The organism is Betaproteobacteria bacterium, assembly GCA_016720065.1.
GTDB lineage: Bacteria > Pseudomonadota > Gammaproteobacteria > Burkholderiales > Rhodocyclaceae > SSSZ01.
Map to the genome: position 1 here is coordinate 481,440 of JADJXY010000001.1, position 12,722 is coordinate 494,161.

Annotated in this window: 13 protein-coding genes; 2 read left to right on the forward strand and 11 right to left on the reverse strand. The window is 67.6% G+C overall.

Going from position 1 to position 12,722, the window contains the following annotated elements; all coding sequences use genetic code 11:
• Positions 1-16 precede the first annotated feature (16 nt).
• Positions 17-433 (forward strand): hemerythrin family protein, encoded by a 417-nt coding sequence (locus tag IPM73_02320; GenBank protein ID MBK8916920.1) that lies wholly within the window; start codon positions 17-19, stop codon positions 431-433.
• Here IPM73_02320 and IPM73_02325 read toward each other — a convergent pair whose 3' ends face one another.
• From IPM73_02325 to IPM73_02370, 10 genes are all read right to left on the reverse strand, one after another.
• A complete protein-coding gene (locus IPM73_02325; GenBank protein ID MBK8916921.1) occupies positions 434-754 on the reverse strand; it encodes a hypothetical protein in 321 nt (106 codons plus the stop codon).
• 54 nt (positions 755-808) lie between these two features.
• Entirely contained in the window at positions 809-1,639 is an 831-nt protein-coding gene (locus IPM73_02330; protein MBK8916922.1) for a peptidoglycan DD-metalloendopeptidase family protein, read from the reverse strand.
• A gap of 287 nt (positions 1,640-1,926) precedes the next feature.
• The gene (locus IPM73_02335; protein MBK8916923.1) at positions 1,927-4,983 is read right to left on the reverse strand and encodes a PAS domain-containing protein; all 3,057 of its coding nucleotides are present in this window, start codon (positions 4,981-4,983) and stop codon (positions 1,927-1,929) included.
• Between the two features lie 133 nt (positions 4,984-5,116).
• Complete coding sequence (locus IPM73_02340) at positions 5,117-5,980, reverse strand: neutral zinc metallopeptidase (GenBank protein ID MBK8916924.1); 864 nt, start codon at positions 5,978-5,980, stop codon at positions 5,117-5,119.
• A gap of 155 nt (positions 5,981-6,135) precedes the next feature.
• Complete coding sequence (gene pyrF, locus IPM73_02345; protein ID MBK8916925.1) at positions 6,136-6,960, reverse strand: orotidine-5'-phosphate decarboxylase; 825 nt, start codon at positions 6,958-6,960, stop codon at positions 6,136-6,138.
• 138 nt (positions 6,961-7,098) lie between these two features.
• Positions 7,099-7,533 (reverse strand): hypothetical protein, encoded by a 435-nt coding sequence (locus IPM73_02350; GenBank protein MBK8916926.1) that lies wholly within the window; start codon positions 7,531-7,533, stop codon positions 7,099-7,101.
• Between the two features lie 232 nt (positions 7,534-7,765).
• The gene (locus tag IPM73_02355) at positions 7,766-9,253 is read right to left on the reverse strand and encodes a Do family serine endopeptidase (GenBank protein ID MBK8916927.1); all 1,488 of its coding nucleotides are present in this window, start codon (positions 9,251-9,253) and stop codon (positions 7,766-7,768) included.
• A gap of 189 nt (positions 9,254-9,442) precedes the next feature.
• On the reverse strand, positions 9,443-9,643 hold the full coding sequence (locus tag IPM73_02360; GenBank protein MBK8916928.1) for a hypothetical protein: 201 nt from the start codon (positions 9,641-9,643) through the stop codon (positions 9,443-9,445).
• Positions 9,630-10,121, reverse strand: a complete 492-nt coding sequence (locus tag IPM73_02365; GenBank protein ID MBK8916929.1) for a nucleotidyl transferase AbiEii/AbiGii toxin family protein — start codon at positions 10,119-10,121, stop codon at positions 9,630-9,632. Before IPM73_02365 ends, IPM73_02360 begins: the two co-directional genes overlap by 14 nt.
• An 8-nt stretch (positions 10,122-10,129) precedes the next feature.
• Complete coding sequence (locus tag IPM73_02370; protein ID MBK8916930.1) at positions 10,130-11,896, reverse strand: glutamine--tRNA ligase/YqeY domain fusion protein; 1,767 nt, start codon at positions 11,894-11,896, stop codon at positions 10,130-10,132.
• A 71-nt stretch (positions 11,897-11,967) separates the two neighbouring features.
• On the opposite strand from IPM73_02370, the gene crcB reads away from it, so the two are divergent.
• Entirely contained in the window at positions 11,968-12,375 is a 408-nt protein-coding gene (crcB, locus tag IPM73_02375) for a fluoride efflux transporter CrcB (GenBank protein ID MBK8916931.1), read from the forward strand.
• A gap of 3 nt (positions 12,376-12,378) precedes the next feature.
• On the opposite strand, the gene IPM73_02380 is transcribed toward crcB, so the two are convergent.
• Complete coding sequence (locus IPM73_02380; GenBank protein MBK8916932.1) at positions 12,379-12,696, reverse strand: hypothetical protein; 318 nt, start codon at positions 12,694-12,696, stop codon at positions 12,379-12,381.
• Positions 12,697-12,722 lie beyond the last annotated feature (26 nt).

Genomic DNA, 12,722 nt, shown 5'->3' on the forward strand with positions numbered 1-12,722 from the left:
TCTTGGAGACAGCCCCATGCGGGAAAAATCACTCGCCTGGTCCGAGCGTTTCGCGTTCGGGATCGATGCCATCGACGATCAGCATCGTCGCTTGTTCGACTATCTCGAGCGGCTGGACGCCTCCTTGCGGCGGGGGGAGGGCTGGCTTGCCCTGCGCGAATTGCTCAATGAGGTCGCGCACTGGGCCGACCTTCACTTCGCCGTCGAAGAGGCGCTCATGGAGATCATGGGCTACCCCGGGGCGGCGGCCCACATCGAAGGTCATCGCCGTTTCAAGGCAGCGCTCGATGGCTATCGCACCCAGGCGGTGACCGACTCCATCGCTCACCAGACTTCGGAACTCCTGTATGGCTGGCTCACCGAACATATCGACGGGGACGATCGCAAATACGCCGAATACTTCCGTCAACGCCTGGGGCCCGGTGCAGGCTGATCAGAGAGGCCCGTCGCTGCAGGTGGCGTCGCTGTCGCAACCGGCGCCGGCGGCGATCCAGCGGGACAGGAGGCGATGGACGGCCCCTGCGCAGCCTCGGGGGAGCCACGGGAGGTAGCGGCGGGGCTCCGCCAGCAGGCCGCAGCGGTAGCGCTCTGCGTGCCACTCCAGGGCAGGGCAGGGGCCTTGCCGCTGCCGGAAGACGACGCGGCCCAGGGGGCAGGTTTCCGCCGCGCAGCACACGCCGCAGCCGTTGCAGGGGGCGCCCAAGGCCGGCTTGGGCGGAGCGGCGCGGTGCAGGGGGATGAGCGTGCTGGGCATGGGCTTGGTCGCTGTGCCGGCTCAGAGTCTGTGAGGCGTCCGTGGGCCGGACACTCAGCGGCGCAGGAACAGTTCCGGATCCACCGCCGTGGCGTTGAGGAACACCGCCCAGTGCAGGTGGGGGCCGGTCACCCGGCCGGTGGCGCCGACGGCCCCCAGCAGGTCGCCGCGCTTCACCGTCTGGCCCTCCTTGACGTCGATGCGGGCGAGGTGCATGGCGGCGGTGATGAGTCCCTGGCCGTGGTCGATGAAGACGGTATTGCCGTTGAAGAAGTAATCCCGGGCGCTGAGCACCGTACCCGGGGCCGGTGCCCTGACCGGTGTTCCCGTGGCGGCGGCGACGTCGAGTCCGGCATGGGGGTTGCGGGGCAGGCCGTTGAAGACGCGCCTCAGGCCGAAGCGGGAGCTGAGGGGCCCGGCGGCCGGTTGCAGGAAGTCCGTGTCCGCTGCGCCTTCGCTGAAGCTGGCCTTGATGGCGTCGGTGATGTCCTTTTCCTGGGCGATGCGGCTGAGGTCGGCTGCGTCGGGTTCCACCCGGCGCCGGTCGCGGATGTTGAGGTGCTGCGTGGGGTAGTGCTTGGGCCGTACTGCGATGCTGAGGCTCGCGGGCCGTGCGCCGCCGGTGACACTGAAGGGCAGGGGGCCGGGCGGGGTGTCGAGGGGGATGCCGACCAGGACGTACCAGCGGCCTCCTTCCTGCACGATGGCGAGACGGCGGCCGTCGAGGCGGGCGCGGGGCGGCGGGGTGTCGGCGCCTTCGAGTTCGACCACGGCCACGCCGCCGGGGACGGGGTCGTGGCGGGGCAGGGCGATGGCGCCATGGCTTGCGGCGAGGAGGGCTGACAGGGCGAGGGTGTGGCGGGCGAGGGTGGGGAAGAAGGGCATGTCTGGGGCGGGCGGTGTCGCGGGGGGCGCCGCTGGGCCGGCGGCTTGTGCAATGAACTTCGGCCGGCTAGAGTAATCGAACCCCTGTCCTGTTCACAAGGAGATCCCATGAAACGTTGCGTTGCCGGCCTTCTGGCCGCCTTTTTCGCCCTTTCCAGCCTGTCTGCGCTCGCGTGCCCCGGAGACAAGGCCAAGGACGACAAGCAGATGAGCACTCCTTCCAAACCAAAAGCCTGATCACGCTCCAGTCTGCCGGCGGGGCACCCTTGGGGGTGCCCCGCTTCCGTTTACCCGCCGTCTGCCTGGGCGGTCGGGTTTTCCAGCCAGCGCAGGACGGTGGCGAAGAGGAGGTCAGGGTCCACAGGCTTGGTGACGAAGTCGTCCATGCCCGCCGCCAGGCAGCGGGTGCGGTCATCGGCGAAGGCGTTGGCGGTCAGGGCCACGATGGGGGTCCTGTGCGGGGCCAGGGCGCGGATGCGGCGGGTGGCTTCCAGGCCGTCGAGGACGGGCATCTGCACGTCCATGAGGACGAGGGCGTAGTGCCGGCTGCAAGCCAGTTCCACCGCCTGCTGCCCGTCGTGGGCAAGGTCGACTTCGAAGCCGACGATTTCGCCCAGCAATTCGCGGATGACTTCCCGGTTCATCCAGTCGTCTTCGACCACCAGGATGCGCGTGTCGGCGTGGGCGGCGCGCAGGCGGGCCTCGGTGTCAGAGGCGGGCAGGGCTTCCGGTGCCGGCCGGTCCGCTTTCCAGAATTCCAGGCGGAAGGTGAAGCGACTGCCCTGGTCCGGGGTGCTGCTGGCGACAATGTCGCCGCCCATGAGCCGTACCAGTTTCTGGCAGATGGTGAGACCGAGACCGGTTCCCCCGTACTTGCGGGTGGTGGAGCCGTCGGCCTGCTCGAAGGGATCGAAGATGCGCTGGACGACGTGTGGCGGCATGCCGATCCCCGTGTCCTCGACGGTGAAGACGATGGTCAGGCGTGCCGCCGTGGTCGCCGCAACGACCGCGCCGAGGGTGATGTGGCCCTCATCGGTGAATTTGATCGCGTTGTTGATGAGGTTGATGAGTATCTGCTGCAGGCGCAGCGGATCCCCCAGCAGGACCGGCTCGCGGGCTTCGGGGGGCAGGTCGAAGGCGAGGTCCAGCCCCTTGGCGGCGGCCTTGTGGCCGAGGAGGGTTTCCAGATTGGAGGCCAGACCGCCCAGGGTGAAGGGGGCTTCCTCCAAGGTCATGCGGTCGGCGTCGATCTTGGACAGGTCGAGGATGTCGTTGAGCAGTTGCAGGAGATGGTTGGCGGAAGCCGTGATCGAGGCGAGCTTGCCCACCTGTCCCGGATCGGTGCTGGAACGGCTCAGGAGGTGGGTGAGGCCGATGATGGCGTTCATCGGCGTGCGCAACTCGTGGCTCATGTTGGCGAGGAAGGTGCTCTTGGCCCGGTTGGCACCCTCGGCGGCTTCCTTGGCGATGGACAGGGCGGCGGTCCGTTCCTGGACCAGGGCCTCCAGGTGGTGGCGATGCTTCTCCAGTTCCGCGTCGATGCGCTTGCGTTCGGTGATGTCCCGCGCCGAGCCGACGGTGCCGATGATGCGTCCCTCGGCATCGACGAAGGGGGCCTTGTGGACGTCCAGGATGAGATGCCGCCCGCGCACCGCGCCGAATTCCTCGAAGACCGAGGGCGTTCCCCGCTCCAGGGTGACGCTGTCCGAGTCCTGGCAGAGCTCGCCGAAAGTGTGCCAGCCGGGATCTTCCGGGTGGGCCTGCCGCTGGCGCAGGGCGAAATGGACATCGGTGCGGCCGACGGGTTCGTCGGTGGTGTCGGCGCACAGCAGTTGTTCGCACAGGGCCTTGTTGGCGAAGAGGTAGCGCTTCTCGGTGTCCTTGGCCCAGATCATGTCCGGGACGTTGTCGCACATCAGGCGCAGCAGGGTGGCGAGAGTTCGGGAATTCTCCTCGGCCTGACGCAGGGCGCCCTCGGCGGCGAGGCGCTCGCTGATGTCGATGGAAATGCCGCACAGGGCGTAGATGCCGCCGTCCGGGCGCCGCAGGGGAAGTTTGGTCGACAGGTAGGTGGCGGTCTGCCCGGTGGCGGGGACGGTGTTCTTCTCTTCGACGCGCAGCGTTTCGCCGCCGTCCAGGACGCGGCGGTCGTTGCGGCGGATGGCTGCGGCGGTTGGGGCGTCGAAGAAGGCTTCGTCGCCCTTGCCCACGATGGCGTCCATATCCGCCTGCCAGAGGTGGCGTACCGGCCGGTTGGCGAAGAGGTAGCGGCCTTCGATGTCCTTGAGGTAGATGTAGGCATCCACGTTGTCCAGGATGGTGAGCAGCTTCTGTTCGCTCACCCGCAGGGCCTCTTCGCTGCGCTTGCGCTCGGTGATGTCGGACCAGGTGGCGACGATGCGACGGTGGCCCCGCAGGTCGATGGTCCTCAAGCTGAGGGACACGCTGCGGGAGGAGCCGTCGCGGTGGAGCATGCGGGTCTCCCGGTGGCGGATCGCCTCTCCGGAACGGCCGGGAAGGGAGGCCAGAAGGGCGTCCCCGCGGGCAAGGAGATCGGGCAGGCAAAGCTGGCCGAAATCTCCGCGGGCGTGTCCCAGGCCTTCCGCCGCGGCGTCGTTGAATTCGACGAAGGCCAGGGATTCGGCGTCGAGGAGCGCGATGGCGTCGCTGGCCTGGGTGACGATGGTGCGGAAAATCTCCTCCTGCTCGGTGAGGGCGGCCTGGGTGCGCGCTTGCTGCGTGACGTCCCGGAAGCACCAGATGCGGCCCTTCTCGCCGGCGACGGACAGCGCCCGGGTGTAGCGCGCGAAGACGCGGCCGTCCTTGAAATGGAGGGTGTCCCGGGATTCGTCGTCGGTGCCGTAGAGCTTTCGCACCTGGGCGAGGAAGGCGTCCGGGTCGCTCAGTTGATCGAGCACATGGCTGAGCAGTGGCGCGTCCTGGCCGCTGGCGCCCAGTTCAGGCGGTACCCGCCACAGATCGAGAAAACGCCGGTTCATCGCCAGGACGCTGCCATCGGCGGCAACCATCAGCACCCCCTCGTCCGCCGCCTCCAGGGCGATGCGCAGGCGGCTTTCCGCCTGTTCCGCCCGGGCGGCCATCTGGAGGTGGGTGCGGCGGGCCAGGGCTTGCAGGGCCCGGCCCAGCAGCGCGACCCAGGTGGGGGCGACGATGGCCGTGGTAATGAAGCCGGCCAGGAGAAAATCGCCATCCACCCGGCCCCGCAGCCCCACGGAGAGCGCCGCCACGATGAGCAGGGCCTGGGACATGGCGATGGAGGAAACCGCCACGACGAGGCGCCAGCCTGTGAGGTGTTGCAGGAACGAGACGGTCTTGGCGATCACGGAATTCCCCTGGGGGCCGGGCGACGCCGATCCTTGGTCGGGCGTCTGGTTGCACACCCCGGGATTCTAGTGCGAAAGAAGCACAGCGTCTCTGCGCCCCTCCCTGGCGCGGGGGGTTTGCCGCCGCAGCGGTTTAGAGCGCGCTTGCGGCGAAGGTGTTGCACTGGTTCATGTCGCCGCTGTCGAAGCCGCGGCGGAACCAGCGCACGCGCTGGGCCGAGGTGCCGTGGGTGAAGCTTTCCGGGACGATATGGCCGCGGGACTGCTGTTGCAGGCGGTCATCCCCGATGGCGGTGGCGGCGGTGAGGGCTTCTTCCAGGTCGCCGGGTTCGAGGACGTCCTTCATGGTCGCGGTGCGCTTGCCCCAGACGCCGGCCAGACAGTCGGCCTGGAGTTCCAGGCGCACCGAGAGGGCGTTGCCCTCGGCTTCCCGGGAGCGCTGGCGCGCTTCCTGCACCTTGGCGGAAATGCCCAGCAGGTTCTGCACGTGGTGGCCCACTTCATGGGCGATGACGTAAGCCTGGGCGAAGTCGCCGGGGGCCCGGAAGCGCTCTTTTAGGTCGCGGAAAAAGGCGAGGTCGATATAGACCTTGTGGTCGCCCGGGCAGTAGAAGGGCCCCATGGCCGACTGGCCGGTGCCGCAGGCGGTGGGGGTGGAGCCGGTGAACAGCACCAGTTTGGGGTCTTCGTAACGGCGGCCGGAAGACTGGAAGATGTCGTGCCAGACGTCTTCCGTCGAGGCGAGGACGCGGGACACGAAACGGGCCATGGGGTCGTCGGCCGGCGGGCGCTGGGCCGGGGCTTCCTGGCGGGCGCTGGGAACCTGCTCCACCAGGCCCAGGAGGGTCATGGGGTTGATGCCGGTGAAGTAGCTCACGACCAGGGCGAGAACGACGCCCCCGAGGCCCAGGCGGCCACCCGCCAGGCCGCCGCGGCCGCCGCCGCTGCCGCGGCGGTCCTCGACGTTGTCGCTTTCTCTTTGGTCTTCCAGGCGCATGGCGCGCTCCTCAAGGGAAAAGACGCGGGGCGTCTTTGGTCATCAGTCAGACAAGTTCAGTTCTGTTCGGCACGCCTCGGCATCGACGCAGCCCAAATCAACGGACTGCGGGTGCCTTCCTGCCGCCCCCGGCGCATGGCCGTCGGGCTCGCCTTTCAGCGGTAGCGATTGATGGCATCCCGCGTTTCCCGTGCGGCCGCCCTGGCGGCACTGGCGAAATCCTCGCCCTGGCCCGCGTAGAGAATGGCGCGGGAGGAGTTGATCATCAATCCGGTGCCGGCGGCGCTGCGGCCGGCCTGGACGGTGGCTTCGACGTCGCCGCCCTGGGCGCCGATGCCCGGTACCAGCAGCGGAAGGTCGCCGGTGATCTGGCGCACCCGGGCGATTTCGGCCGGGAAGGTGGCCCCCACCACCAGAGCGCACTGGCCGGTGCTGTTCCATTCCCTGGCCACCAGGCGGGCGACGCGCTCATAGAGGCGCTCCGGGGCGGCGGGGCCGCCCACGTCGAGAAATTGCAGGTCGCTGCCGCCCGGGTTGGAGGTGCGGCAGAGCAGGATCACGCCCTTCTCCGGGTAGGCCAGATAGGGCTCGACCGAGTCGCGGCCCATATAGGGATTGACCGTGATGGCATCGGCCCGGAAACGCTCGAAGGCTTCCACCGCGTACTGCTCGGCGGTGGAGCCGATGTCGCCGCGCTTGGCATCGAGGATGACCGGAATGCCGGGGTGCTTCGCGTGCAGGTGGGCGATGAGGGCCTCGAGTTGATCCTCGGCCCGGCGGGCCGCGAAGTAGGCGATCTGGGGCTTGAAACAGCACACCAGATCGGCCGTGGCGTCGGCGATGGCGGCGCAGAAGGTGAAAATGGCGTCGTCGCGGCCCTTGAGGTGGGCGGGGAACCTGGCGGGATCGGGGTCCAGGCCGACGCAGAGCAGGGAATCGTTTTTTTCCCAGGCCGCGGCCAGTTGGGCGGTGAAGGTCATGGTGGGGTGTAAGGAAGGAGCTGGAAATCCGCTCCGACTATACCGGCAAGCCTGGGCTGCGCCAATGCCGGAAGACGAAGGAGGTGTGCCGCGGGAGGCTCGCCGGGGCGCGGCCAGGCAGCGCCCCGTGGGCGCGGGTCAGCGCAGGCTGCGCAGGGTTTTCAGGGTTCCCTCGCGCATGGCGGCGATCTCGCCGGAAATGGTTTTGTTGGCCGCTTCGTCATCGTCCAGGCGCTCCACGTGGGCCGCCCAGGACTCCTTCAGGCGCAGCGACTGGGCCTCCAGGTCGGGGGAGGTCAGGCGGGCCAGGTCGCAGATGAAGATGACCCGCGTCCAGCCGGCGATGGGGTCGCCCTTGTCGTGATCGTTGCCGTAGGTGATGTGGTCGGTGAGGAGTTGCAGGGCGGCAAGTTCCTGCAGGGCGGCGAAGCCGGCGGCCCGCTGATTGCGGTTGATCTCCGTGGCGTCGTTGCGCCAGGTGTTGTAGGAGAGGCTGGCGAGGGCGATCAGCACGCTGATGATGGCCAGGAGGTTGCTGCGTAGGAGGCTCAAGAGGGAAATCTTCCAGGCCATGGCGGTCTCCGGTTGCGGCGTGCGGGGACTATACCGGCGGATTCCGGCGGCGGGAAGCCGGCCGCCGGACAAAAAAAACCCGCCGGTGGGGCGGGTTTAACCATTCCTGAAGGAGTGGAGGAGACGGGTGAATTATGCCCCGTCTTTTGCTGCACTGCAACAAAAATATTTCACGGTTGGCAAAGAATCGTTGTTCTGCATGGCAAATACGGTATTGTGCCGCCGCACCAGGCTAGCCCAGATCAACGGGGACGAAGAGGCGGGCCTCCCCGCGCTCGACGAGCAGGGCGGCCCGCTTGCCGGCCTTGCCCACCAGGTCCTTCAGGTGCTCCGGGCTGCTCACGGCCTTGCCATCGAGCGAGACGATGATGTCGCCGGGGCGCAGGCCCGCCCGGGCGGCGGCGCCGCGGACTTCCTGGACGACAGCGCCTCCCTTGATTTCGGCGCGCCGGGCTTCTTCCGGCGTGAGGGCGCGGGCGGCCACGCCCAGGCGCCCGCCGGCGGGGCCGGCCGCCGGCTCGGACGCGGCGAGCCTGTCGTCCTCGAACTTGCCCACCTGGACGTCCACACTACGGCTCCCGCCCTGGCGCCATATCTCGAGGCGGGCGGAACTGCCCGGCGGCAGCGCCGCCACGGTGGCGGGCAGTTCCACCGAACTGCCGATGGCCTTGCCGTCGACGGACAGGATGACGTCGCCGGGTTCCAGACCGGCCCGGGCGGCGGGGCCGCCCTTTTCCACCGCGCTCACCAGGGCGCCGGCCGGGCGCTTGAGGCCGAAGGATTCGGCGAGGGGCTGATCGACCTCCTGGATGGTGATGCCGAGGCGACCCCGCTGCACCTTGCCGTAGGCGACGATCTGGCGTTCCACGTTCATGGCCAGTTCGATGGGAATGGCGAAGGAGAGGCCCTGGTAGCCGCCACTCCTGGAAAAGATTTGCGAATTGATGCCGATGACTTCCCCGGCCATGTTGAACAGCGGGCCGCCCGAGTTGCCCGGATTGACCGCCACGTCGGTCTGGATGAAGGGCACGTAGCTGCCGTCGGGCAGGGCGCGGGACTTGGCCGAGACGATGCCGGCGCTGGCGCTGTTTTCGAAGCCGAAGGGCGATCCGATGGCCAGGACCCATTCGCCGACCCGGGTGGCGTTGGCGCTGCCGATGCGCACGGCAGGCAGGCCCTTGGCGTCGATCTTGAGCACGGCGACGTCGCTCGCCTTGTCCAGGCCCAGCACCCGGGCCTTGAATTCGCGCCGGTCGGTGAGCTTGACCACCACTTCCTCGGCGCCTTCCACCACATGGGCGTTGGTCAGGATGGTGCCGTCGGCGCTGACGATGAAGCCCGAACCCTGGCCGCGCACCGGCACCTTGGCGCCGGGCTGGGGCTGGCCGCGGAAGTGGCGGAAGAATTCGTAGAAGGGGTCGTCCGGTTCGAGCGGTGAGAACTCCGGGCCGTTGGCGGTGCGGCGCGTTCCGGAGACGCCGATATTGACCACGGCGGGTCCGTTGGCGGCGACGATGGCGCTCATGTCGGGAACGGCGCCGGGAAGGGTTCCGGAAAGGGCTGGCAGGGGCGCCGCAGGGGCGGGGGCGAGGGCGGGGGTCGGCGCGGAGGCCGCATGGGCGTCCGCGATGCCGGCAAGATGGCTGGCGGAGTAGGCGCCGGTGAGGGCCGAGGCGATGGCCACGGTGGCAACGGTCAATTTGAGGCGAAGGGGCGTCATGGTTTTGTTTCCTCGCAGGCAAGGGGGCAGTTCAGGGGGCGGCGGGCCCTGGCGGCCCGCATCCCGAGGCAGCCGAAGCCGCTGCGGGACGAGGAAAAGATAGATTTCCCCCGCGGCGCCTTCAACCCGGGAAATGCAAGCGAGTGTTGCAAAACGTAGCGCCGGCCCGGCGCAAGGGCATGCCTGCGATCAGACGATGGTCTTGCCCTGCCGCAGACGTTCCCGCCGCTCGCGGTTTTCCGCGGTCTCGGTCAGGAGGGTGAATTCCCGGGCCGCTTCGACCCATTCGAGCCTTTGCAGCGGGGTGAGCCGGGCGAAGGCCGCCAGTTGCTCTTCGCTGACTGTGTAGTGGTAGCCGCCGCGGCAGTCCGTTGCATCAGGGGCGGTCACGCAGTTGCTCCAGGTGATTGATGTCGCTCTCGTCCTGAGCGCGACCGGTGCCGCTCTTCAAGGCGATCATGTCTTCTATGGAGGCCACACGAAGGGGGACGCCATTCAGATCGGCGAGCTTCGCCCTGGCAAGGGCCGCGGGCAAATCGATAGGCGGGGCGATCAGGACGTCGACCATCAGGGGCACGCGAGCGGAGCGATTCTGTAGGCCGAGGGCGATCATGCGCTTCTCTTCGGCCCATTGGCGGCGCATGGCTGGATCCTTTAGTGCCGCCAGGGGGACTGGAACGACCGGCTCCAGGCCTTGCGAAACGGCGCAGGCGATGAAGCGGTCGAGGTTGGCCTCGTCCAGCGCCAGAACGACGTCGATATCCAGGGTCATGCGGGGAACGCCATGGATGTTCATGGCCAGACCGCCCACTAGAAGGTAATTGACGCCATGGGCATCGAGTGCGCGGAAGAGGTCCAGGTAAAGCATCGCTTTGCCTACTTCCAGGAGTCCTTCAGCGTCACCGCCCGGTTGAACACCGGCGCGCCGTCCCGGGAATCCACCCGGTCGGCGACGAAGTAGCCGTGGCGTTCGAACTGGAAGCGCTCTTCGGGCTGCGCGGCCCTGAGTGCCGGTTCCAGTTGGGCGATGATGAGCACCCTGGATTGGGGATTGATGTCGTCCAGGAAATCCCGATCGCCGGCGCCGGGGGCGGGCACTTTGAAGAGGCGGTCATAGAGGCGGATCTCGGCGGTGTAGGCGGAGGCGGCGCAGACCCAGTGCAGATTGCCCTTGACCTTGACGCTGTCGGCGCCCGGGGTGCCGGACTTGGTTTCCGGCAGGTATTCGCACAGCACGGCGGTGACGCGGCCGGCCGCGTCCTTTTCGCAACCGAGGCACTTGACCACGTAGCCGTAGCGCAGCCGGGCCATGTTGCCGGGGTAGAGGCGGTGGTAGCCCTTGACTGGCTCTTCCATGAAATCCTCGGCCTCGATCCACAGTTCGCGGCCGAAGGGGATGTCGCGCTTGCCCAGTTCCGGTTTGAGCGGGTGATTGGGGGCCTGGCAGGTCTCGGTCTGGCCTTCCGGGTAGTTGGTGATGATGAGCTTCAGGGGATCGAGGACGGCGATGCGGCGTTGGGCGGCTTCGTTGAGTACCTCCCGCTGGGCGTCCTCGAATAGGCTGTAGTCGATGAGGGAGTCGGACTTGGAAACCCCGATGCGCTCGGCGAAGAGCTTGAAGCCCTCCGGGGTGTAGCCGCGGCGGCGGGCGCCGACCAGGGTGGGCATGCGGGGATCGTCCCAGCCTGCGACGTGCTTTTCCTCCACCAACTGGATGAGCTTCCTCTTGCTGAGCACCACGTAGGTGAGGTTGAGGCGGGAGAATTCGATCTGCTGCGGCAGCGGGCGCTGCAGCAGGCCGCCTTCGGCCAGGCGCTCCAGGAGCCAGTCGTAGAAGGGGCGCTGGTCTTCGAACTCCAGGGTGCAGATGGAGTGGGTGATGTTCTCCAGGGCGTCCTCGATGGGGTGGGCGTAGGTGTACATGGGGTACACGCACCATTTGTCGCCGGTGTTGTGGTGGGTGGCGTGGCGGATGCGGTAGATGGCCGGGTCGCGCAGGTTGATATTGGGCGAGGCCATGTCGATCCGGGCGCGCAGGATGTGGGCGCCGTCGGCGAATTCGCCGGCCTTCATGCGGCGGAAGAGATCCAGGTTTTCGTTTGCGCTGCGGTTGCGGTAAGGGCTGTCCTTGCCGGGCTCGGTGAGGGTGCCGCGGTTGGCGCGCATGGCTTCGGCACTCTGGCTGTCCACATAGGCGTGGCCGGACTGGATCAGGTATTCCGCGAATTGAAGCATCCAGTCGAAGTAGTTGGAGGCGTAGTAGAGGTTGGTTTCGCCGCCGTCTTCCCAGGCGCAGCCGAGCCAATGGACGGCGTCCACGATGGAATCGACGTATTCCTGCTCTTCCTTCTCCGGGTTGGTGTCGTCGAAGCGCAGGTGGCAACGGCCGCCGTATTGCTGGGCGAGGCCGAAGTTGAGCAGGATGGATTTGGCGTGGCCGAAATGCAGGTAGCCGTTGGGCTCCGGCGGGAAGCGGGTACGAATTCTTGCCGGGTCAAGGGGTGCGGCGGCGTGGTCGGCGGCGGCGCCGGGGTGGCCGGCCCAGCGGCGTTGGGCATGCTTGCCGGCGGCAAGGTCGGCTTCGACGATATTCTTGATGAAATTGGCGGCGGGGGCGGTATCGGGCTTGTTGGGGCTGCTCACGGGGGAAACCTCGGGGAATGGTGGCGGTATTTTAACCGTCACCCCGGGAGGAGCCGCTACAATTCCCGCCCATGAACGCCCTGCACCATCTCACCCCCCTGAATTTTCTGGCGGTCGGCGCCGGAGCAGCCCTGGGGGCCTGGTGTCGCTGGCTGTTGGGGCTCGCCCTCAACCCCCTTTTCGTCGCCTTGCCCCTGGGAACCCTGGTCGCCAATCTGTTAGGGGGGTATCTGGTGGGGGCGGCGGTGGGGCTCTTTCACCTCAATACCCATTTCCCGGGCGCCTGGAAGCTCTTTGCCATCACGGGCTTCCTGGGCGGGCTGACGACGTTTTCCACCTACTCGGCCGAGGTGGTGGAGCGCCTCCTCGCCGGGCAGCCGGGCTGGGCCATCGGGCTGGCCTCGGTGCATCTGGCGGGATCCCTGGCGGCGACCTACCTCGGTCTGGTGAGCGTTGGCGCCCAGCGTATCTGGGCGTGACGTCTAGTGGCGCTTGTAGCGGCGTCGGCTGAACAGGCGGGCCCTGGAGGCGCGGTAGACGACCATCGTGCATAGGGCGATGGTCAGAATCGGCGGCAGGAGGGCTTGCAGGAAAATGATGTCCTCGGTCATCCCCGCGCCATACATGGCCATGGCTGCGGCGATGCCGGCCAGGAGCAGGATGAAGATGGCGATGGCCTGGTAGGTCTCGTGGCTGCGGTAATTGCGTCGGGAAGTCCGCTTGGACAGGAAGTAGAGCGGGATTCCGGCCAGGGCGAGAATGATTTCCAGACCGACGAGGAATTCGCCGTAGGGATCCATGATCGAATCATTCGGTAAATGGGACA